This is a genomic window from Hoeflea sp. Naph1 (assembly GCF_046837775.1).
Classification (GTDB): Bacteria; Pseudomonadota; Alphaproteobacteria; order Rhizobiales; family Rhizobiaceae; genus Hoeflea.
Genome location: NZ_CP177286.1, coordinates 2,036,134 through 2,058,332, shown reverse-complemented (window position 1 = coordinate 2,058,332; position 22,199 = coordinate 2,036,134). Strand labels below are relative to the sequence as shown.

General features: G+C 61.5%; 20 protein-coding genes and 1 pseudogene. 14 read left to right on the top strand and 7 right to left on the bottom strand.

Features of this window, described 5'->3' with window-relative positions:
• Nucleotides 1-21: 21 nt before the first annotated feature.
• The 4 genes from ubiV to ACK6D9_RS09730 form a co-directional block, all read right to left on the bottom strand.
• On the bottom strand, nucleotides 22-930 hold the full coding sequence (ubiV, locus tag ACK6D9_RS09745; protein WP_412051514.1) for a ubiquinone anaerobic biosynthesis protein UbiV: 909 nt from the start codon (nucleotides 928-930) through the stop codon (nucleotides 22-24).
• Nucleotides 927-1,943: a ubiquinone anaerobic biosynthesis protein UbiU gene (gene ubiU, locus ACK6D9_RS09740; RefSeq protein WP_412051513.1), complete on the bottom strand. Its 1,017-nt coding sequence runs from the start codon at nucleotides 1,941-1,943 to the stop codon at nucleotides 927-929. Before ubiU ends, ubiV begins: the two co-directional genes overlap by 4 nt.
• Nucleotides 1,940-2,353: an SCP2 domain-containing protein gene (locus ACK6D9_RS09735; RefSeq protein ID WP_412051512.1), complete on the bottom strand. Its 414-nt coding sequence runs from the start codon at nucleotides 2,351-2,353 to the stop codon at nucleotides 1,940-1,942. The genes ubiU and ACK6D9_RS09735 overlap by 4 nt, the downstream gene beginning before the upstream one ends.
• A 372-nt stretch (nucleotides 2,354-2,725) precedes the next feature.
• Complete coding sequence (locus tag ACK6D9_RS09730) at nucleotides 2,726-3,847, bottom strand: transporter substrate-binding domain-containing protein (protein ID WP_412051511.1); 1,122 nt, start codon at nucleotides 3,845-3,847, stop codon at nucleotides 2,726-2,728.
• A 374-nt stretch (nucleotides 3,848-4,221) separates the two neighbouring features.
• Here ACK6D9_RS09730 and ACK6D9_RS09725 point away from each other — a divergent pair, with 374 nt between their 5' ends.
• The 8 genes from ACK6D9_RS09725 (at nucleotide 4,222) to ACK6D9_RS09690 (ending at nucleotide 11,359) form a co-directional block, all read left to right on the top strand.
• Complete coding sequence (locus ACK6D9_RS09725; protein WP_412051510.1) at nucleotides 4,222-5,148, top strand: histone deacetylase family protein; 927 nt, start codon at nucleotides 4,222-4,224, stop codon at nucleotides 5,146-5,148.
• 3 nt (nucleotides 5,149-5,151) lie between these two features.
• Entirely contained in the window at nucleotides 5,152-5,397 is a 246-nt protein-coding gene (locus ACK6D9_RS09720) for an exodeoxyribonuclease VII small subunit (protein ID WP_322988312.1), read from the top strand.
• Between the two features lie 23 nt (nucleotides 5,398-5,420).
• Complete coding sequence (locus ACK6D9_RS09715) at nucleotides 5,421-6,341, top strand: pirin family protein (protein ID WP_412051509.1); 921 nt, start codon at nucleotides 5,421-5,423, stop codon at nucleotides 6,339-6,341.
• Nucleotides 6,342-6,472: 131 nt separating this feature from the next.
• The gene (dxs, locus tag ACK6D9_RS09710) at nucleotides 6,473-8,398 is read left to right on the top strand and encodes a 1-deoxy-D-xylulose-5-phosphate synthase (protein ID WP_412051508.1); all 1,926 of its coding nucleotides are present in this window, start codon (nucleotides 6,473-6,475) and stop codon (nucleotides 8,396-8,398) included.
• Nucleotides 8,399-8,539: 141 nt separating this feature from the next.
• Nucleotides 8,540-8,854 carry a hypothetical protein gene (locus ACK6D9_RS09705; protein ID WP_412051507.1) on the top strand — a complete coding sequence of 105 codons (315 nt, stop codon included), beginning with the start codon at nucleotides 8,540-8,542 and terminating at the stop codon, nucleotides 8,852-8,854.
• A gap of 62 nt (nucleotides 8,855-8,916) precedes the next feature.
• Entirely contained in the window at nucleotides 8,917-9,687 is a 771-nt protein-coding gene (locus ACK6D9_RS09700) for a TlyA family RNA methyltransferase (protein ID WP_412051506.1), read from the top strand.
• Nucleotides 9,684-10,943, top strand: a complete 1,260-nt coding sequence (locus tag ACK6D9_RS09695) for a class I SAM-dependent RNA methyltransferase (RefSeq protein ID WP_412051505.1) — start codon at nucleotides 9,684-9,686, stop codon at nucleotides 10,941-10,943. The genes ACK6D9_RS09700 and ACK6D9_RS09695 overlap by 4 nt, the downstream gene beginning before the upstream one ends.
• 125 nt (nucleotides 10,944-11,068) lie before the next feature.
• Nucleotides 11,069-11,359 carry a hypothetical protein gene (locus ACK6D9_RS09690; RefSeq protein ID WP_412051504.1) on the top strand — a complete coding sequence of 97 codons (291 nt, stop codon included), beginning with the start codon at nucleotides 11,069-11,071 and terminating at the stop codon, nucleotides 11,357-11,359.
• A 163-nt stretch (nucleotides 11,360-11,522) separates the two neighbouring features.
• Here ACK6D9_RS09690 and ACK6D9_RS09685 read toward each other — a convergent pair whose 3' ends face one another.
• A complete protein-coding gene (locus ACK6D9_RS09685; RefSeq protein WP_412051503.1) occupies nucleotides 11,523-12,281 on the bottom strand; it encodes a crotonase/enoyl-CoA hydratase family protein in 759 nt (252 codons plus the stop codon).
• Nucleotides 12,282-12,298: 17 nt separating this feature from the next.
• Nucleotides 12,299-14,080, bottom strand: coding sequence for an acyl-CoA dehydrogenase (locus ACK6D9_RS09680; RefSeq protein ID WP_412051502.1), 1,782 nt, complete (start codon nucleotides 14,078-14,080; stop codon nucleotides 12,299-12,301).
• A 220-nt stretch (nucleotides 14,081-14,300) separates the two neighbouring features.
• Between ACK6D9_RS09680 and ACK6D9_RS09675 the strand changes: the two are divergent.
• The 4 genes and pseudogenes from ACK6D9_RS09675 to ACK6D9_RS09660 all read left to right on the top strand — a co-directional run.
• A pseudogene (locus ACK6D9_RS09675) lies at nucleotides 14,301-15,125 on the top strand (glycoside hydrolase family 25 protein); the annotation flags it as partial.
• Nucleotides 15,126-15,679: 554 nt separating this feature from the next.
• On the top strand, nucleotides 15,680-16,651 hold the full coding sequence (locus ACK6D9_RS09670) for an L-threonylcarbamoyladenylate synthase (protein ID WP_412051501.1): 972 nt from the start codon (nucleotides 15,680-15,682) through the stop codon (nucleotides 16,649-16,651).
• Nucleotides 16,652-16,733: 82 nt separating this feature from the next.
• Nucleotides 16,734-18,167 (top strand): FAD-binding oxidoreductase, encoded by a 1,434-nt coding sequence (locus ACK6D9_RS09665; protein WP_322989796.1) that lies wholly within the window; start codon nucleotides 16,734-16,736, stop codon nucleotides 18,165-18,167.
• 186 nt (nucleotides 18,168-18,353) lie between these two features.
• Nucleotides 18,354-18,917, top strand: a complete 564-nt coding sequence (locus tag ACK6D9_RS09660) for a DUF6101 family protein (protein ID WP_322989797.1) — start codon at nucleotides 18,354-18,356, stop codon at nucleotides 18,915-18,917.
• A gap of 80 nt (nucleotides 18,918-18,997) precedes the next feature.
• Here the strand turns inward: ACK6D9_RS09660 and ubiA are convergent, their stop codons facing one another.
• On the bottom strand, nucleotides 18,998-19,960 hold the full coding sequence (gene ubiA, locus ACK6D9_RS09655; RefSeq protein WP_412051776.1) for a 4-hydroxybenzoate octaprenyltransferase: 963 nt from the start codon (nucleotides 19,958-19,960) through the stop codon (nucleotides 18,998-19,000).
• Between the two features lie 176 nt (nucleotides 19,961-20,136).
• On the opposite strand from ubiA, the gene purD reads away from it, so the two are divergent.
• Together purD and ACK6D9_RS09645 are read left to right on the top strand one after the other, a co-directional pair.
• Complete coding sequence (purD, locus tag ACK6D9_RS09650; protein WP_412051500.1) at nucleotides 20,137-21,408, top strand: phosphoribosylamine--glycine ligase; 1,272 nt, start codon at nucleotides 20,137-20,139, stop codon at nucleotides 21,406-21,408.
• 133 nt (nucleotides 21,409-21,541) lie between these two features.
• Nucleotides 21,542-22,135, top strand: a complete 594-nt coding sequence (locus ACK6D9_RS09645) for a plant virulence effector HPE1-like domain-containing protein (protein WP_412051499.1) — start codon at nucleotides 21,542-21,544, stop codon at nucleotides 22,133-22,135.
• Nucleotides 22,136-22,199: the final 64 nt, after the last annotated feature.

The window sequence follows — 22,199 nt, the reverse complement described above, 5'->3', positions numbered from 1 at the left end:
GCCCCGGCGAAATGCGTGCCCTCAGGACTGGTTGGCCACGTATTGAAATCCGGGCTTGCCGTGGACGAAACCGTTCATCCGCTGCGCGGGAACGCTCGTCTGGTCGAGAATGTCGTCGAGTTCGCTGGCGCTGATCTCGCCATCGAGCAGTTGCCGATAGGCTGATGCCACCTGGACCATGTCGCAGCTGTGCGGCGAAAGTCTGAAGGCCGTCACACCTGCCTCTTCCAGCGCCGGCAATTCGGAAGACAGGGTCAGGTATTTATCCGACAGGGTCTGAATACCGTTGACTGACAGGAACGATTTGCCTGAGTGGGTTTTCAGATCCATGCCATCAGGGTCTTTTTCGCAGACAAATTGGCAATTGTCCTTGGTGCGGTTATGGGCGCGGGCGTGGTAGCAGCGCGCCGACAGCGCCAATGATACTTTGCCAAACACCTGCACCTCGACGCCTGCGCCGGTTTCACCAGCCGCTTTCGCCAGTTCCGCCACCGCCGACATCGGCAATTCCACCGGCAGGCAGAAATGGGTGGCGCCGTTGTTGGACAGATGGCGCACCGTCTCCTCGTTGTAGATGTTGAGATACTGGCCGATCCGGTGCGGCCTGCCAGTCAGATAGTGCAGCGCCGAGACGTCATTGGCCTCGACCTCGTCAAAGCCGCAGAAAGATTCGATGACCTTGCGGTCGAGCTTGTTGACGACCTCTGCCAGCGTTGACCAGACCACCCGCTTACCGCCGCGCTGCAGCCGCTCGGCAACAGCTTCGAGGCTGTGATCAAAAAACGGCGTGCGCTTGGAGCACACGACTTCGCCCAGATAGGCAACATCGACAGGCGCCTCGTCGGCGATCCGGAACCAGAAATCCCGTTTTTGCTGTTCGGGCCAGTGAAACAGCACCGGTCCCATGGTCAGGTTTGCGGTCACCGTCATCTCCACTTCTTGGTCTTGAAGGCGCCCTGGGTCTCCTTGCCGCCTTCGGACAACTGCGCGAGACCACTCAGATCCGGTCTCTGGCCTATGGATATGTCGTCAACCGCGCGGCGGAAGGCCGATACCACCATCTGCACATAGGAGCGCGAGCGCTGCCTGCCCTCGATCTTCAGGGCGGTAACGCCGGCATTCATCAGATCGGGCAGCAACGAGGACAGGTTGAGGGTAATCGGTTCCTCGAACGCGTAATAGGGCTCCGGCCGGTCGGCATTGGTATAACGGCCCTTGCAGATTGTCGGGTAGCCGGTGCTTTGCTCGGCCGAATAGCAATCAATGTCGAACGGGCCCAGTTCCGCCGACGTGCCGCCATCGGGCTGGCTGACATATTGCACCGCGCTGGCCGGCGAACAGACGCCATGCATGTTGGTAGAGACACCAGTGGCATAGTTGGTCAGGCTGCAGCGCCCTTCCGACATCATGCCGATATTGCCGAACACGAAGGCCTCGATCTCGCACGGGATCTGGCGATGGATGGCGCTGATTTCGGCGACCGTGAGAATCCGCGGCAGCACCACCCGCTTGACGCCAAACTGCTCGCAATAATATCGGATCGCTTCGGGCGAGGATGCGCCTGCCTGCACCGACAGATGCAACCGTAAACCCGGATGACGCGCCGCCACGTAAGCCGCCACACCGATATCGGCGACAATGACCGCATCGGCGCCGAGTTCGGCTGCAATATCGACCGAATCCTTCCACAGCTGCGTGCGCGGCGCGGTGGCGAACGAGTTGACGGCCAGCAACACCTGGGCATTGCGCTCATGGGCGTAGGCAATCGACTGGGCCAGCGAGTCGGCGGAAAAATTCAACCCGGCAAAATTTCTCGCATTGGTTTCGTTAGCCAGGCCGCAATAGATCGCGTCGGCGCCGGCATCGACCGCGGTGCGCAACGCCGCCGGGGTTCCCGCCGGGCAAACCAGCTCTGGTTTGCGGCTCAGTGCGGGCTCGGTCATGGCTGGTCTCCCGGTTTTGCCTTGCGCAGCCGCGTCAACGCGAACCGCAACGGGGCGTAAAGCGGCCCGCTCATATGCACCAGATCCTCGATAATCGAGCCTTCGAGATCATCGAGTGCACTGCGCAGGCAGACTGCGGCTTCGGTGTTGCCACTGATGGAAATATCTCTGGAAAAAAACAGCGCGTCGGAATCGGCAGTGCCGTCCATGACATCAAACAAGGCCGAGAACGGGCCGGCAATTGTGGCATCAGGGTCGAGTTGCTCGGTGCGTCTGTGTGCGGTCAGGCCGGGTGCATCCGGATCCGGCCGCAAACGCAGGACAAATGGCAGTTCGGTGACATCAATGACATAGGTGGAATGGACATGCGGACCGAGGCGTTCAAAGAGCTCGGGGCGTTTCCGCGTCACTTCCCCAACCATGCGCCGCAGGATCGGTTGAACTGGAAACAGCGGCAGCGGCGCCGTCAAAATCTCTAGAATTCTGGGCAGTCTGCCGGATGCAACCGCGGCGTGCCCGGGCGCTCCATGTGCTATTCCGCCTGTCTGTCGCGGCATGGCGCCACCCTTCTCAACATCGCGACAAATCCCCTACGGATTGGGTCGGTTGTGAGTTTGGGAGTAACACAGGCCAGAGGCCCACTTTTGATCTGGATCAACAAAAAGGCACTTAGATCCGGCCCTTGAAAGAGTCAGCAGCAATGTGGCTCGGCACCGCCCCAATTCTGCAATCCGGTCCAATTGCCCTGCTCCGCCTTGCCGGCTGAGGCAAGAACAGACAGCTCAGCGTTCATCACCAAAATACTGCTTTTCGAGCGCATCCAGGTCTCCGCCTTCCTGCAGCGCCAGCAGTTTGATCGTCACTTCCTGCGTCAGTGCATCCTGACTGTAAGGCAGTGCGAAGCCGTACTTGCCCGGATTGAATATCCGGCCGACGACATCAAGACCCATGTCGAGGTGTTTGTGCTTGTAGTATTCCAGCACCGGAGCATCAGCGACAATGGCATCGATGTCGTTTTCCTTGAGAGCCGTTACAGCCTTTTCAATTCCGTCAAACCGGCGAATATCAATCCCTTCACCGGCCATGATGTTTTCGCTGATACTTCCGGTAAACACCCCGACCGTCCGGTCCGGCAAATCCTCCGGCCCCCTGATGTCACCCCGGATTGCAAGACTTGTCATGACACTGGTGACAGATGAGGTGACATAGGCCAGCACGGCGACCCCGATGATGAGCCAGAAAGCCGAAAACACCCTGCCAACCCAGCCGAACAGTTTCGCCCGGCTCGGCAGTGTTCCCTTGGTTGCGACCAGCATGACCGCATAAAAACTTTCGGAAAATCCGTCGCGCCAGCGAACCGGGAAATTCTTGTCGAAGCGCCGGTCGAAAAAGGTCAATCCGATCGTTGCCGCAATGATGAGAAAGACAATCCAGCCATAAACTTCTATATAGCCAGCCTCCCACAATCCGTCCCAGACATCGCCAAGGCCGGTCGTGCCTTCCTTGTCGATCATGATACGCAGACCTGCGTCAAACCAGGGTTGCGTAAAATCAACATAGTTTGCCCGGTCTTCGGTAATGGAAATGTTGCCGACAGCGATGCCGATATCACCGGCTCGTGTTGCTTCGAGCAAGCCAGAGACTGTCGGATAGTCGCGATAGGATGGGGTGTAGCCCAATTCGCCGGCGACGGTATTCCAGAGGTCGATCGCCATTCCGTGAAGGTTTCCGTCAGAATCACGCATCACGAACGGTGGACTGATGTGATAGCCAACGACGACATTCTTGTCGGCCTGCGGCGCAACCGGCTTGTCCTGCGCCATCACGACGCCTGCCATAGCCAGCCAGACAATGGCCGACAATGCGATCATGCCGGAGATGCAGGTTTCAAGCCCCTTGCTCAACCGGTGGATCCTGTTTGCGCAAGTGCTCTTTCTTCGTGTCCGGAATGTCATCAATTGCAATCTTCTGTCTTCCATCTGGAATGCCAATGGTGATCGTCGTAAACCGTCAAGCTGTTTTCCCCTGCTCAAGGTCTAAACACAACTTGAACACCTCGTCCAAGTCTGATCGATAAATCAGGCTTCTGACAAAAACATAAACATCACGTAACTTCGCCGGTGTGTTGCAGCCTGAAAATGGTGAATGCGGCCACTGAGAAAATGATCCTGCCGGCAATCAGCAAGCCAGACGGACGGAAGACATTGCTGATCCGGCGAACCGCGACCAGTGCCAAATTGTCACTGGAAAGCCTTATGTTTCCTGTTAAAACCCAAGTATGACAACATTCTATTATTCCAATCCGATCTGCCTCGAACACGTGGTGCCTGCCGGCCATCCGGAGCGTCCGGACCGGTTAAGGGCGCTTGAGGCAGTCTTTGAACATGAGCATTTCGCCTCGCTGGAGCGCCATGTGGCGCCGGAAGCGCCCGCCGAGAGTGTGCTGTTGGCGCATCCGGAATCGCATCTTGAGCGGATACGCGCGGCGATCCCCGAGTCAGGCATGGCGCAGATCGACGCTGATACGGTGGCAGGTCCACGAGCGATGGAATCGGCGCTGATCTCGGTCGGCGGCGCAATGGCTGCCGTCGATGCAGTGTTTGCCAAGGAAGCCGACAACGCCTTCGTCGCCACACGCCCGCCCGGGCACCATGCCGAGAAAGACCGCTCGATGGGGTTCTGTTTGTTCAATCAGGCGGCGATTGTAGCGCGGCATGCGCAACGGGTTCATGGCGCCGAGCGGGTGGCAATCGTCGATTGGGACGTGCACCACGGCAACGGTACCCAGGATATTTTCTGGGACGACGACAGCGTGTTCTACTTCTCCACCCACCAGATGCCGCTTTATCCGGGCACCGGTGCGCTGGGCGAGATCGGCAAGGGCAACATCTTCAACGCGCCGCTGTCAACCAATGACGGCAGCGACCATTTCCGGGAAGCGTTCCGCACCCGGATCCTGCCGGCACTTGAGGAAGCGCATGCGGACCTGATCATCATTTCAGCCGGGTTCGACGCCCACCACCGCGATCCGCTGGCCGAAATCAACCTGGTGGCTGACGATTTCGACTGGGCTACCGGCAAGGTGATGGAAATCGCCAGCCGCCATGCCAATGACCGGGTCGTCAGCCTGCTCGAAGGCGGGTATGATCTGGTCGGTCTTGCCGAATCGGCGGCCGCCCATGTCATGCGCCTGCAAAAAGGTTGATCGATGAGCCAAGCCAACGACATTTCCGAGATGAGCTTTGAAGCCGCGGTTTCCGAACTCGAGCGTATCGTCGAGCAGCTCGAACGCGGCGACGTGGCGCTCGACAAGTCGATCGAGATCTATGAACGTGGCGAAGCGCTGAAAGCTCATTGCGAAAAGCTGCTGTCAGCCGCCGAAAAACGGATCGAGAAGATCCGCCTCGACCGGCAGGGCCAACCAACCGCAACCGAGCCGCTCGACACCGAATAGAAACGCGGACACAGGAGCATGGCATGAGCTTTTTCCCCGGCGGCGATCCGGAACCCGGCGACGCCTTTTCCTGTGATGCGATCGAACATCTGATCATCCCCTCCTCGCGCGATATCGGCGGCTTTTCGGTCAAGCGAGCGTTGCCGACAGCGCGCCGCCGGATGGTCGGCCCGTTCATCTTTTTTGACCGCATGGGCCCGGCCATTCTCCGCGCCGGCGATTTCATGGACGTGCGACCGCATCCGCATATCGGACTATCGACTGTAACCTACCTGTTTGACGGCGCGATCCGCCACCGCGACAGTCTGGGCACGGAAATGGTGATCAAGCCCGGCGACGTGAACCTGATGACAGCCGGTCGCGGGATTGTTCATTCAGAGCGCTCGCCCGAGGAAATGCGTGGCGGCGACATTCCGATGTCAGGACTGCAAACCTGGCTGGCGCTGCCCGACCATCTTGAAGAAACCGATCCGTTGTTCTCGCATACCGACACTGGCGCATTGCCCGAAATCACCGATGCGGGGATTCGCGCCCGGGTGGTGATGGGCAATTTTGGCGGGCTGGTCTCTCCGGTGCCGCAGCACATCGGCACGCTCTATGTGGATCTGACACTTGCGCCATCGACCTCGGCGCCATTTGACGCCCATTGGGAAGAACGGGCGCTGTATCTGCTGGAAGGCGAGGTCGAAATCGCCGGCGACCGGTTTGACCCTGATCAGCTGCTGGTGTTCCGACCCGGCGACGCCATCACTCTTACTGCCGGCACGTCCGGCGCACGCATGATGCTGTTTGGCGGCGACAGCATCCCCACCAAGCGGCACATCTGGTGGAATTTCGTTTCCTCGTCGAAGGAGCGTATCGAGCAGGCCAAGGCGGAGTGGCGCAGCGGCCGGTTCGATATTGTCCCGGGGGACGAAGAAGAGTTTGTGCCCCTGCCAGATTGACGCCGGCATTGAATGGCCTACGCTGCGGGCCAGTCAGCGCCGGGCGGTTTGACCCTTCGATGTTGCGACGTAGGACCTGGTTTACACGTCAATCTTTCCGGGTTACGGCGTGATCGATTGTGAGGCATAAATTGACAAACCTGCCAGCTACCCCGCTTCTGGACACTGTCCGGATACCATCCGATCTGAAGAACATCGACGACAAGCAATTGCCGCAACTGGCGGAGGAATTGCGTGCCGAGATGATCGACGCGGTGTCGCGGACCGGGGGGCATCTGGGCGCAGGCCTTGGCGTGGTTGAATTGACGATTGCCATCCACAAGGTGTTCGACACACCCCATGACCGGCTGATTTTTGATGTCGGGCACCAATGCTACCCGCACAAGATCCTGACCGGCCGGCGCGACCGAATCCGAACCCTGCGCCAGGAAAACGGGTTGTCGGGTTTCACCAAGCGTGACGAAAGCCCTTACGATCCGTTCGGCGCGGCGCACTCGTCGACGTCTATTTCAGCCGGGCTGGGCATGGCCGTGGCGAGCGAATTGACCGGTACACGACGCAATGTGATCTCGGTGATCGGCGATGGTGCGATGTCGGCCGGGATGGCCTATGAAGCGCTCAACAATGCCGGCGCGCTGGATGCGCGGTTGATCGTCATTCTCAACGACAACGACATGTCGATTGCGCCGCCGACCGGGGCGATGAGCGCCTATCTGGCGCGGATGGCCTCGGGGCGCACCTATATGGGCTTCCGCGAAGCCGGCAAGAAACTGACGGCCTATCTCGGCAAGAACATCGACCGAGCGATCACACGCGCCGTCGAGCATGCGCGCGGTTATGTTACCGGCGGAACCATGTTCGAAGAGCTGGGCTTTTATCACATTGGACCGATCGACGGCCACAATCTCGAGCATCTTTTGCCAGTGCTGCGCAACGTGCGCGACAATGGTGACGGACCGGTGCTGATTCATGTCGTCACCCAGAAGGGCAAGGGCTATGCGCCCGCAGAAGCGGCGTCGGACAAATATCACGGCGTCAACAGATTCGACGTCATTACCGGCGCCCAGGCCAAGGCCAAGCCGAACGCACCTAGTTACACCGCCGTCTTTGGCGAGGCTCTGGTCCAGGAAGGCGCTCTTGACGACAAGATCGTGGCTGTCACCGCAGCCATGCCATCAGGCACCGGGGTGGACAAGTTCGCCAAGGCATTTCCCGGGCGAACCTTTGATGTCGGCATTGCCGAGCAGCATGCGGTGACCTTTTCGGCGGGCATGGCAACGGAAGGCATGAGGCCGTTCTGCGCGCTTTATTCGACTTTTCTGCAGCGCGGCTATGACCAGGTGGTTCACGATGTGGCGATCCAGCGGCTGCCGGTTCGCTTCCCTATCGACCGGGCCGGGTTCGTGGGTGCTGATGGCGCTACCCATGCGGGCTCGTTCGACACCGCCTATCTCGCCTGCCTGCCCGGTTTCGTGGTGATGGCAGCCGCTGACGAGGCCGAGCTCAAGCACATGGTGCGCACGGCCGCTGCCTATGACCAAGGCCCGATCTCGTTTCGCTATCCGCGCGGCGAAGGGGTTGGCGTAGAAATGCCCGAACGCGGGCAGATTCTCGAGATCGGCAAGGGCCGGATCATGCGCGAAGGCACCAAGGTGGCGCTGTTGTCGTTCGGCACCCGGCTTGCCGAGTGCCTGCTGGCGGCAGAAGACCTGGAAGTGGCCGGACTTTCGACCACTGTGGCCGACGCCCGATTTGCCAAGCCGCTCGATCATGAGCTGATCCGGCAACTGGCGCAGCACCATGAAGTGCTGATCACCATCGAGGAAGGCTCGGTTGGCGGTTTCGGCAGCCACGTGCTGCAGTTCCTGAGCACCGAAGGACTGCTGGATGGCGGTCTGAAGGCGCGCACCATGGTAATGCCGGACATCTTCATGGATCACGCCGCACCGGCAACGATGTACGCGCGTGCCGGGCTGGATCGCAAGGGCATTGTCGACACCGTGTTTGGTGCGCTCTCAACCTCGCGCGCCAAGCTCGATGCATCGCGCGTACTGTAGCCTGCGCGGCGCTTAAACGCTTTCGGTTACCTTCTTGAAACCATAGGCGTTTGTAGCCTCGTAACCACGTCTTTTGGGCGTTCTGAAAGGTCCTTCTGCTAGTCTTTGGCCAATGACCGAAGACTTCAGGACGATGTTTCAATGACGCTGCATAGATCAAAAAATCGTGCCACCTGGTGGATCTTCGCGCTACCGATGCTGGTGCTGTCGCCAACGCTGTTCGCGGCGGCACCCACATTGGCAGCCGACGGCCAGCCGCGATACGACCGGCGCATTGAAGAAGCAGCGATCCGCATGTTGCAGCCCAAGCTCGGCACCATTCGTGGCACGCTCGATCTTGACACCGAGAAACATATTTTTCCACGGCTGAGCCAGCGGATGGCCGACAGCGGAACGCCCAGATGGCCCGCCGATTGGCCCCGTGACACCCGCCTCGGCAGTATTATCCGCTACTGACAATCGACCCATTTTCCACAAAGCGCTTGCCCTGGCACCCGCTTCCGGGTCAAGACGGCGTCATGTCCAATATATCCTCGCCCCCCCCTTCGCCCGACAAAGACCGGCTGGACCAGATGCTGGTGCAACTCGGACACTATGACAGCCGCTCGCGTGCGCGCGACGCCATCGCCCGTGGCGCGGTGCTCGTCGACGGTCATCCCGTCACCAAGCCCGGCACGCAGGTCAGCGCCTCAGCCGCGATCGAAATTTCGGACCCGGCACGAGAGTATGTTTCGCGCGCGGCGCTGAAGTTGAAAGCCGGGCTGGAGGCGTTCGATTTCGACCCCGCCGGGCGTGATGCGCTGGACATCGGCGCATCGACCGGCGGCTTTACTCAGGTTCTGCTGGAAGCAGGCGCCAACCATGTGGTGGCCGTCGATGTAGGCCATGACCAGTTGCACCCCACGCTTGTCACTGATCCGCGTGTCAGCAATCTCGAAGGCGTCAACGCCCGCGAGCTGACACCTGCGCATCTTGAGGGCCGCACGATCACGGCAATTGTTTCCGATGTGAGTTTCATCTCGCTGAAGCTGGCGCTGCCGGCGGCGCTTGAGCTGGCAGCGCCGGGCGCCTTTGCCGTGCTTCTGGTCAAGCCGCAGTTCGAGGCCGGACGCGCCGCCATCGGCAAGGGCGGGTTGCTCAAATATCCCAAGCTCGGCCGGCAGATTGCCGAGGATCTGGTGCGATGGCTCGGAACCCAGCCGGGATGGCAGTCGGTCGGCCCGGTCGCCTCCCCGATCGAGGGTGGTGACGGCAACCGCGAATATCTCATCGGGGGCGTCAAGGGATGAGCGCGCGCGCACTCGACATTACCCGGCTTGGCGGCCAGGGAGACGGCATCGCCGAGACCCCGGAAGGGCAGATTTTCGTGCCGTTCACGCTGCCCGGCGACCGCATCACCGCCGCCGTCGACAAGGGGCGTGGTACGCTGATCTCGCTGATCGAGCCCTCACCGGACCGGGTGACCCCACCCTGCCCGCATTTCGGCGCCGACAGCGACGAAGCCGGGTGTGGCGGTTGCGCGATGCAGCATGTCGCCGACGCTGCCTATCGCGACTGGAAGCGCAACCTGGTGGTGGCCGCACTGGAAGGACGCGGCATCATGGTCGAAGTCGGCCCGCTGGTCGCCTGCGCACCCGGCGCCCGGCGACGGGTGGTGTTTGCGGTTCGCCGAACCGACAAGGGCTCGATTCTGGGTTTCAACCGCGCCTCCAGCCATCAGATCGTGCCAATTGATACCTGCGTGGTTGCCTCCGAGCGAATCAACCAGGCGCTGCCGGTGCTGAGACGACTGGCAACCGCTGTGGCCGTCGGCAAGGAGGCATTCCGCCTCTCTGTGCTCGACACGCTGTCGGGCTTTGATCTGGCGGTTGATGCTCCCTTCAAACTGTCGGAAGCAGACCGTTTGCGGATCAGCGCGTCGGTGCGCAAGGAAACAGGCGTGACCCGGCTCAGCTTCAACGGCGAGATCCTGATCGAAATACAGCCACCGCAACTGGTCTTTGGCGATGTTGCGGTCAATCCGCCACCGGGCGGTTTCGTGCAGGCAAGCGAGGCTGCCGAAACGCTGATGGGCGAACTGGTGACAACCCATTTGAAAAAATCCAAACGGGTGCTCGACCTGTTTTCCGGCTCAGGCACGTTCGCGCTGCGGCTGGCGCAACAAAGCCATGTGCACGCGGTGGAAAGCGACGGGCCTTCGCTCGCAGCGCTGGACAAGGCAGCGCGGCGCTCGTCAGGGCTGAAACCGGTAAGCGTGGAAAAGCGCGACCTTTTGCGGCGGCCGCTGATGACAGCGGAGCTGAAAACCTATCAGGGCTTGGTGTTCGACCCTCCCCGCGCCGGCGCGGAAGTGCAGGTGCAGGACATCGCCCGCTCGACCATCACCCGCATCGCTGCCGTCTCCTGTAACCCGGTAACACTGGCGCGCGATCTCGAGATCCTGGTCAAGGGCGGCTACAAGATCACCTCGATCACCCCGATTGACCAGTTCCTCTGGTCAAGCCATATCGAAGTGGTGGCGCTGCTGGAACGGTCGAAGCGGTAGGCGACGGGATTTAGCGCGACCGGAACCTGTTGCCACGAAATCATCACCCGTCATTGCCAAGCCGGGGTGCGGCCTTCACGGTGAAAGCAAGCGGTCCTCCGATCCGCTTCCAAGGAAGAATCACGATGAACAAGACCATCGCCGTGGCCGCAATCATGCTGACTTCATTGACATTGCCGGCCAGCGCAGCACCAATGCCATCGGGGGCACCAAGCCTGTCGGGTCAATCGCTGGTTCTGACAATTGCCGCCCACGCAAATTGCGAGGGTCTGAAGACTGACCTAATTGCTGTCCAGGACGAAAGGGACGCCTACAATAGCAATGAGGAAAACTGGGCGCTCAAGGACGAAATTCGAGACCTCGACGAAAGGCTCGAAGGCATCCGGGACGAAATGTCCAGCGCCGGCTGTCCCTGACCTCACCGGCACCCCAATCGAGTAGGCCCCTGCGGCATCCCGCCTGGATCTCACATGCCCGAGCCTGCCGACCCGACATAGTGATTACGGCGCCCCCCAATCCACGAACCAGCGTTCGGGGATGGCGAGACGGGGTTGCGATAATTGGCGGGTTGATAAACTGCTATTTCTTGCGCGCCATAAAGGCTTGGAACGCGGCAAGCGCTTCGGCGCTCTTGAGTTGGTTGCCGAAAAGCTCGGCTTCCTCACGCATGCGCGCCATCACCAGTTCCGGATCGGGTTTGACCAGCCGGCGGGCGATTGCCAACGCCTTGGGTGGCTTCTGCGCCAGATTTTCGGCGGCGGCCATCACCGTGGCTTCAAGCTCATTCGAAGGTACCGTCTTGTAGATCAGGCCGGCGCGCTCGGCCTCATCGCCTGAAAACGGAATGCCGGCGGCGAGCAATGCGAAGGCTTTCTGATGCCCCATGGCGGCGGGCGCAAGCAGGCTGGAACCGGCTTCGGGCACCAGTGCCAGATCGACAAAAGGCGTGTGAAAGCGCGATTCCGGCGTGGCGAAGGTCAGGTCGCAATGCAGGTTGATGGTGGCGCCGACGCCGACGGCCAGACCATCAACGCCCGAAATGATCGGCTTTCTGGCAAGTGCCAGAGCGGCCAGGAAATCCAGCACCTCGGTGCCCATCGATCCGCCCATGGCCACCGCCATGAAGTCCTGCATGTCGTTGCCGGAGGTAAACGCACCCGGTGTGCCGAGCATTACATGGACGCGAACGCTGTCATCGTTTTCACCGGCAATCAGCGCCCTTGCCATGGAGGTGTACATGGCGCGGGTGATGGCGTTTTTCTTTTCCGGGCGGTTGAAGCGGATCACGTTGATGGCGCCATTGGCACCTGCACGTTCGGTCAGGATGTGGTCGGTCATGGATATCCTCTTGAAGATCAGGCGAGTGCTGCGGTGGCGTGCTCGAGGCTTGACGCTCCGCTGGTCACGGCAGTCACTAGGCCCGTGGTCTCGGGCGCCAGATTAAGCGCGGCGAAACGCGCGAGGGCTGCGCGCCCCGGGGCTTCCGGCGCGTCCTGATCGGCCAGCGCACCGCGCGCCAGCATGGCCGTGGTTGCAGTCAGACCGAACAACCGCAGATAGGGCGTGGCGCCGGTCAGCGCGTCAGTCTGACGGCCTTCAGAGACGGCAGATTGCAGATAGGCGGTGGCAGTCTCGAGATCGGCAATCGCCCGGTCGAGATGATCGGCAACACCGGCGAGCGCCGGCGAATTGGAGGCCCGGGCAGCCTCTGCGTCGGCCTTGAAATCGGCAATCAATGCGGTGACCGTGGCGCCACCCGACAGCGGCAGCTTGCGCATCACCAGATCGATCGCCTGGATGCCGTTGGTGCCCTCGTAGATCGGCGCAATACGGGCATCGCGCAGCAACCGCGCAGCACCGGTTTCCTCGATGAAGCCCATGCCGCCATGGATCTGCACGCCGAGCGAGGCGACCTCGAGGCCGATGTCTGTGGCAAACGCCTTGGCAATCGGGGTGATCAGGCTGGCGCGGTCGGACCAGGCCTTGGCCTCGTCGCCTTCACTGACCCGGGCCATGTCGAGCGCTTCGGCGCAGGAATAGGTGATGGCGCGTGCGCCTTGCGTCAGCGCCTTCATGGTCATCAGCATGCGGGCAACATCCGGATGCTCGATGATCGGGCTCATGCCCTCGCCCTTGTGCCCTGGCGCGCGGCCCTGGGTGCGATCCTTGGCGTAGGCCAGCGCCTTCTGGTAGGCGGCTTCGGCCACCGCCACGCCTTGCATGCCGACCGCAAGGCGGGCGTTGTTCATCATCGTGAACATGCAGGCGAGGCCACGATTTTCCTCGCCGATCAGCCAGCCGATGGCACCGGGTTGATCGCCAAACTTGCCGTCACCATAGATCATGGTGCAGGTTGGCGAGCCATGGATGCCGAGTTTGTGCTCAAGGCCTGAGCAGAACGCATCATTGCGCTCGCCCAGTGCACCATCGTCGCCAACAAAGAATTTCGGTACCAGGAACAGCGAGATCCCGCGGGTGCCAGCCGGCGCATCGGGCAGACGTGCCAGCACCAGATGAATGATGTTGTCGGTGAAATCATGCTCACCATAGGTGATGAAGATCTTCTGGCCGTAGATCCGGTAGGTGCCGTCGCCAACAGGTTCAGCGCGCGCCTTGAGCGCATTGAGGTCGGATCCCGCCTGCGGTTCGGTCAGGTTCATCGTCCCCATCCACTCGCCGGTGACGAGCTTTTCGAGGTATTTGGCCTTGAGATCGTCCGAGGCATGCTTGTCCAGCGCCTCTATCGCACCCATGGTCAGTATCGGCCCGATGGCAAAGGCAAGTGATGCGGAGTTCCACATTTCGAGTGCCGCCACCGACAGCAGCATCGGCAGGCCCTGGCCGCCGAATTCCTCGGGCCCGGTCAGGCCGTTCCAACCACCGGCAATCCAGTTCTGGTAGAGTTCTTTCCAGCCGGGAGGTGTCGTGACCGCACCATCCTTGAGCACTGCGCCATGAGTGTCGCCGATTTCGTTGAGAGGCGCGATTTCATCAGAGGCGAAGCGTCCGGCTTCAGCCAGGATTGCGTCAACGAGGTCCTCCCCCAGATCTCCGAACCGGCCGGCATCAAGCGCCTTGCGCAAGCCCGCAACGGATTTCAGCGTATGGGCAATTTCGTCAACCGGCGCACGATACATATGGTGTTCTCCCTGCTTGCCGCCCGCCACTTTAGGCAGGACTCCAATCTCGGTTATCGCTAAGTGATTTTTACGTAAACGTCAATTTGCGTGGCGCGCCCACAGCAACGCGGCAAAGACCTTTTCGCAACAAAACACCATTTTTTAACCATGTTTCGGCCAGCATAGCCAGTCATCCCTTCGCGCACCCCGAAGGACCGGGCCCTGAACGGAGCCACGCATGAGATTTTGCACTTCACTATGGTCGGCGCTTGTTATCGCAGCCTTGCTGCCGGCGCCAGCGACGGCGGCAGAAACGCGGCCGTGGAAAACCGTAACCAACGCGCTGGTGATCGACGCTTACGAGATGAACATCATCGACTGGGAAGAGATGCTGAGCGACGGTCGCATCGCGGGCTTCGTCAGCAAGGCATCGGACGGGTTGCCCGAAAGCTTCAGTTGCAACGACGGCCACCGGGGCGACACGCTGGGCCATTGCCGCACCATGTGGCGCAAATATGCCGTCAGCCGCGAGCTTTACCAGACCCGCCGAATGCTGGCGAAATCAAAGGGGTTGCTGTGGGGCGCCTATCACCTTGCCCGACCAGACAATCCGATCGACCAGGCCAACCACTTTCTCGATTTCGCCGATCCGGCGGATGACGAAATGATGGTCATCGATATCGAAGACATCAACGCCGACAAGTTCATGTCGCTTGAAGATGCGGATATCTTTGCCCGCCACATCAAGGCACGGACCGGGCGCTATCCGGTGCTTTACACCAATCATACCACCGCCAAGACCATCGCCGCCAACCGCGACGCCTACCCAGTGCTGGCGCGGTTGCCGCTGTGGTATGCGCGCTACAAGCCTTCCATCGCCGGGGTGTTTCCGATGGGCAATTGGCAGAGCTATGCGTTGTGGCAATTCTCAACGCTGCACAATTGCAAGCGGAAGTCCTGCCCCTACCGGGTGCCCGGTACGCTCAAGGACATCGACGTCAATGTGGTCGCCATGGACCGAAAGACGCTGGCAAAGACATGGCCGTGGGGCGAACTGGTTCCGGTGCGCGAACGCGAACCGGATTCCGCAACGATACTGGTTGCGGACAGCGACACCGATCCGGATTCGATCCTGACCGGATCAATCGGTGCTGGCACACGGACAGCTTCTATAGCCGTTGCCAACGATCTGCACCCAGCACCACAACTGAATAATGGCGGTATTCCCGTACCGGTGCTGTCGCATCGCTGGGAGATTCCGGAGGTGGCCGCCTATCGTCATGTGAAACTGCCGGCGATGCCGGAGGCGGGGCCGCGCTGGTCGGAAACGGTGGCAGACGGGCTGGGCTTGCAGCCACCCACAGCAAAGACTGCTTTTGGGCTGCCGTCGTTGCCAACCCCGTTGCCGCGGATCGATGCAGCGGTGATTGCGGACACGTCTCTTCTGCCGGGCGCCCGTTCCCCGGCCCGTTCTCATCCCGCACGCGGTCGGGTCGATCCCAGATAGGCTGCCGCGCCGCAGCAGCGGTGAAGCCCGGTGGGGTGGCGGCAACGCGCGTGTTGCGCGCAAAGGGCACGACTGATAGAGCGGCGGCAGATATAATGGACACCTCCGGCATGGCCCGCATTCTTCCGATTTCCGACCCGAAAACACTCGATGCCGCACTCGCGGTACTGCAACGCGGCGAGACGGTGGCGATTCCCACCGAGACCGTCTACGGGCTGGCGGCGGACGCCACCAACCCGGCAGCGATCACCCGGATTTACGAGGTCAAGGGCCGTCCCCGGTTCAATCCGCTGATCTCGCATATGGCGGACCTGGAAATGGCCCGGGCGCATGTTCACTTTTCACCGCTTGCCGAAAAACTCGCAGCCGCCTTCTGGCCGGGCGCGCTGACACTGGTGCTGCCGCTTAACGCAGAAGGTGACATTCACGAGCTCGCGACCGCCGGGCTTACTACGGCCGCGGTCCGGGTTCCCGAAGGTTACGCCCGCACGCTGATTGCGGCATTCGGCCGTCCGCTGGCCGCGCCCAGCGCCAATCTTTCCGGCCGCATCAGCCCGACATCGGCACAGCATGTGGCTGACGATCTGGGCGACAGGATCGAGCTGATCCTCGACAGCGGCGCGTGCCGCATCGGGGTGGAATCAACCATTGTGGCTGTTGGTGACAATCAACTGACCCTGCTCAGACCGGGCGGCGTTGCGGTCGAAGATATCGAAGCAGTCGCCGGTGTGGCGGTAACGCGGCCCGGGCCGGAGCAGCATGGCGCAGTGGTAGCCCCCGGCATGCTGGTCTCGCATTACGCACCAGAATCGACGGTGCGGCTGAATGCGCACACGGCTGGACAAGACGAGACGATCATCCGCTTTGGCGGGCAAGTGCTGGCAAACGAGGAACAGGCGCATGCGGTCATGGACCTGTCGCCCGCCGGTGATCTGCGCGAGGCTGCCGCCAACCTGTTCTCCGTACTCAAGCGCGCCGACAAGGCCGGTGGCCGGGGCATCGCGATCGCGCCGGTGCCAACCCACGGACTCGGCGAAGCCATCAATGACCGGCTGGCGCGCGCCGCAGCGCCGCGCGATTGATCCGCGCGCGCTATCGCCGTTGCCGCATCATAGTGACCAGCGCCCTCTCGACTTGGGTCGATTGCAGCGGTAAATCCAGATCATGCCCAATCCTTTGACCGACCCCGCCCTGATTGAACGTTTCGCCGCCATCACCGGCGCGGCAAACGCGTTTACCGATCCCGCCGACATCGCCCCGCATCTCATAGAACAGCGTGGTCTGTATCAGGGCGAAAGCCCGTTGGTGCTGCGTCCGGCAAATACCGACGAGGTGTCCGCCATTCTCCGCCTCGCCCACGAAACAGGGACGGCAGTCGTGCCGCAGGGCGGCAATACCGGACTGGTCGGCGCGCAATCGCCACGCGCAGGCAAGGCCGAAGTGGTGGTTTCGCTTGCACGACTCAACCGGGTCCGCTCGCTGGACCCGGTGGGCCAGACCATGGTGGCCGAAGCCGGGGTCGTACTAGCAAAGGCGCAACAGGCGGCCAGCGAGGCGGGCCTGCTGTTTCCATTGTCACTGGGCTCGGAGGGGTCCTGCCAGATCGGCGGCAATCTCTCGTCCAACGCCGGCGGCACGGCGGTGCTTGCCTATGGCAACATGCGCCAGCTCTGCCTGGGGATCGAAGCGGTGCTGCCTGATGGCGAGGTCTGGCACGGGCTGCGGGCACTCAAGAAAGACAATACCGGGTATGATCTGCGCGACCTGTTCATTGGCGCCGAGGGCACGCTCGGGATCATCACCGCGGCGGTGCTCAAGCTCTACGCGGCACCGCGCGGCCACGAGGCCATCTATGCCGGCATCGACAGCCCGGAGGCGGCGCTGAAGCTGTTTCGTCTGGCCCAGGACCTGTGCGGCCCATCGCTGACCGGGTTTGAATTGATGCCGCGGATCGGCATCGAGTTCACCACCCGCCATATTGACGGTGTTCGCGATCCGCTGAGCGAGGCTCATCCCTGGTATGCGCTGATCGACATTTCATCGGGACAATCCCAGGAGGCCGCGCGGGCAATGCTGGAGGCCGTGTTTATGGCCGCCGACGAGCAGGGGCTGATCCGTGATGCGGCGGCGGCGGAAACCGAAGCCCAGCGGCAAGCCTTCTGGAAGCTGAGAGAATCGATGTCCTGGGCGCAAAAACCCGAAGGCGGTTCGATCAAGCACGATGTCTCGGTGCCTGTGGCGCGGGTGCCAGAATTCCTTACCCTTGCCGACCGCGCCGTGCTGTCGGCCATTCCAGGTGCGCGGATTGTTGCCTTCGGTCATCTGGGCGACGGCAATATTCATTACAACATCTCCCAGCCGGTCGGCGCCGACAAGCAAACGTTTCTGGCGCGGTGGGGCGAGATTAACAAAATCGTCCATGCGATTGTTCTGGAATTGGACGGATCGATTTCCGCCGAGCACGGAATTGGCCAGCTCAAACGCGATGAACTGGCGACCATCAAGTCGCCCGTGGAATTGGCGATGATGCACCACATCAAGCAAGCGTTTGATCCCAAGGGCATCATGAATCCGGGCAAGGTGCTTGCCTCCCGGTAACCTTTCCAAATCGGAAATGGCACGGTGTTCTTTCGCTAACCATCTCCAAAACATAGCTTTTCTTAACCCAAAAATTTAAGGCGACGGGAACGGCCGCCGGGGCATTGTCCGTCTTGCGAGAGGGCGAAAAGCCCCGGACGAGAAGACCGGATAACCGGCTCTCAAGGGTTACAGAAGGCGACAATAATGACCAATACAGTTTTGAAGCCCGTATGGGCCGGGTTCGAACTCAGACTGGACCCAGCCAACTTTCCGCAACGGGTGTCCTATGCGGCACGCGACGACCTGCAGGAAGTTTCGGTAACGATCGACCAGCGCGGGGCGGTGGTCAAGAAGATGCTATCGAAATCAGGCCTGCCGCTGTCGATCGCCCTGCCCGCCCGCGCCTTCAAGGGTGTGGCGGCGCGCGCCATCGATCATGGCGACGGCACGGTGACGGTAACGCTGGAACTGCACCACAACGACAGCGCCTTGTGCGTGCCGCTGCTGGTTGCCCATGATCTTGATGATATCGCCGCCGACTGGCGTACCTGGGCGGAGATCTATGGCCTGCCGATGATGATGGTGGAGGCCGATGGCGTCGCCCGTCCGCTCGACGACGGCCAGAACCAGCCGGCAGCAGCACCGATACGCCGCCGCCGCCACAACCAGATCGCCGACCGGCGTCCGCGCTTTCTGGTGCGTCGTTCAACCGGCAAGATGGGAATTCGCATGCGCATCGAGGGCCGCGAGATCATCGCGCGGCGCTGAACCATCATAGCGAAACGACCCAAAATCCCGGTTGCTTGAAAGAAGCGGCCGGGATTTTGCTTGTCACGGGAGTGCGATGTTCAGGCGAGCAGTGCTGTGATGAGGCCAAGAAACACGATCAGACCGACATGGCTGTTGGCCTTGAACAAAGCCAGGCACTGGTCGGCATCGTCAATGTCGATAACCCGGATCTGCCAACCGAGCAGGACAATCGCCAGCGCCAGGCCGGCATAGGCGGGCCAGGCGACCGCAGTCAGAAGGAAAGCCGACAACGCAAGTGCTGCAAACAACCCGTAAAATGCTACCAGCCAGACCTTGGTATTGGCACCAAACAGCCGTGCAGTGGAGCGCACGCCGACTAGAGCGTCGTCCTCCTTGTCCTGATGGGCGTAAATCGTGTCATAGCCGATGGTCCAGGCGATCGCGCCCGCATAAAGCAGCAGCGGCGGCAGTGACAGGGAGCCAAACATTGCCGCCCAGCCCATCAGCGCGCCCCAGGAGAACGCCAGCCCGAGAAAGAATTGCGGCCAATCTGTAAACCGCTTGGCGAAGGGATAGATCGCCACGACACCGAGCGAAGCAATGCCCAGCGCAATCGAAAACCCATTGAACTGGACCAGCACCAGAAGCCCCACCAAGGCCTGGACGAACAGGAACGCAATTGCCGCACGGCGTGAAATTCGGCCCGACGGCAAGGGCCGCGACCGGGTGCGCGCCACCATCGCGTCGATCTTGAAATCGACCAGATCGTTCCAGGTGCAGCCGGCGCCGCGCATGGCAATGGCGCCGGTGATGAACAGGACCAGGTGCCAGAGCGTGGTTGCGGGCGCCCAGAGGCCGGCCTGGCTGGCTACATTGGCGGCAAGACCTGCCGACCAGAAACATGGCCACATCAGCAATTGCCAGCCGATCGGGCGGTCCCAGCGGGCAAGCTGGGCGTGCGGCCAGAGTGCGCGCGGCAGCACCCGGTAGACCCAGTTGCCCGAGGGCGCATCGGCGACCCTGGCGGTTTCGGCTTCGGTGGTTTGTGGAGCTTCCGACATGGCGCGACTGTTGGCAGCAGCGCCCGCTGGCGTCAAGTTCCGCGCCTCAAAATCCCGCTTTCGGGCGATTGGCATGAGGCAGATGCACGCCCTGTCTTGACGCTGGGGCTGCTATTCCCTACCCCGTCCCCACGCCCGCAAACTGCGCGCGGGAGCTTGCAACGGAGTGCGCAACGATGAACATCCTGCTGATTGGATCGGGCGGCCGCGAACATGCATTGGCCTGGAAGATGGCACAATCGCCGATACTCGACACCCTGTTTGCCGCACCCGGCAATCCCGGCATTGCGGAGCACGCGACGCTGACCGATCTCGATGTCGGCGACCATGCCGCCGTGATTGCATTCTGCCGCGACAAGAATATCGACCTGGTGGTTGTCGGACCGGAAGCACCGCTGGTTGCCGGTCTTGCCGACGCGCTTGTTGGCGCCGGTATCCGCGTGTTCGGACCCTCGGCGCAGGCGGCACAGCTGGAAGGCTCGAAGGGCTTTACCAAGGATCTGTGCGCGCGCCAGAACATTCCCACCGCCGCCTATCAGCGCTTCAACAATGCGCCCAAGGCAAAGGCCTATGCACGGGCGCAAGGCGCGCCTATCGTGATCAAGGCTGATGGGCTGGCCGCCGGCAAGGGTGTCACCGTGGCGATGACCATTGAAGAAGCGTTTGCCGCGATCGAGGATTGTTTCGAGGGCGCGTTTGGCGCGGCCGGCGCGGAAGTCGTGGTCGAGGAATTTCTGACCGGCGAGGAGGCCAGCTTCTTCTGCCTGTGTGACGGCAAGACGGCGCTGCCGTTCGGCACGGCCCAGGACCACAAGCGGGTGGGCGACGGCGATACCGGCCCCAATACCGGCGGCATGGGCGCCTATTCACCGGCGCCGGTGCTGACCCCTGCACTGATCGAACGCACCATGAAGGAAATCATCGAGCCTACCATGCGCGGCATGGCGGAGATCGGCGCGCCGTTTACCGGGGTGCTCTATGCCGGACTGATGATCGACGCCGACGGCCCCAAGCTGATCGAATATAATGTGCGTTTCGGCGATCCGGAATGCCAGGTGCTGATGATGCGGCTCAGGGACGATATCGTGGTGCTGCTCAACGCGGCTGCCGAAGGTGGCCTCGCCCATGTTTCGGCGCGCTGGAGCGACGATGCGGCGCTGACAGTGGTGATGGCGGCAGAAGGCTATCCCGGCACACCGAAAAAAGGGACACCGATTGCCGGACTGGCAGCAGCCGAAGCCGACGGCGCCAAGGTGTTTCACGCAGGCACAGCGCTCAACGGCGCAGAACTGGTCGCCAATGGCGGACGAGTGCTCAATGTCACCGCGCGTGGGCCGGACGTCAAAACCGCCCAGGCGCTGGCCTATCAAGCAGTCGACGCGATTGATTGGCCGGACGGCTTTTGCCGGCGCGACATCGGCTGGCAGGCGGTTGCGCGCGAGTCCTAGAGATTTTCAGGGGCCGATTGAAGCGGCCCAACTTAATCAATTGGTTACCTCCTTCGAAAACCGGATCGTAACAGCCCTTCGCTAGAGTGAACTCACCAGAACCGGAATTTCCGGCGAAAAGGGGAGTAGCCACATGCTGAGATTGATCCTGACGGCGAGTCTGTACGTAGGCGCCAGTGCGGCCAGCGCCACATCGGTTGGCCCATTCACAGCGACCGGGAGCGAGCGGAGCAGCATTATCGAAATCGGCTGTCCGTCCTGCGTGCGCGAAGCGGCCGAAAAAGCCGCTGAAGCCGAAGTCAAACTCGGGCTGGGCGAACAGATCATCGAGGTCCGGGAAGTCGACGGCCAGATGATGATCTACCGCACCGAAGGATGGCTTGGCGGATCGCCGGTGACCATGGTGCGCAAGGCCAGCGATATGGACCTGGTTGCGCTGGGCGTCTCCCCGCCAAGTGACACCAAAATTGCAGACCTGCCAAAGGCTGCCGACGACGTGGTGTCTGACCAGCCGATGACCGCTGCGGCCATCATCAAAACCGACATGCCACGAACCGCAACGCCGGTGACCGAACCGGCGCTGGTGGCACCGCCGCTGTACAAGCCGGTGATCGCCAACACCGCACCCGGGATCGACACCGAGGCCACGACGTCGGCGCTGGGCATCGATACCGCCGAAGCAGCCAAGCCGTTTGATGCGTCAAAATTCGAGCTCAGGCTGAACTAGCCCTTCCCTGCCCCGCACAGACCCCAACACCGGGTCATCGCGAAGGCACTTGGCCGGCGCCCTC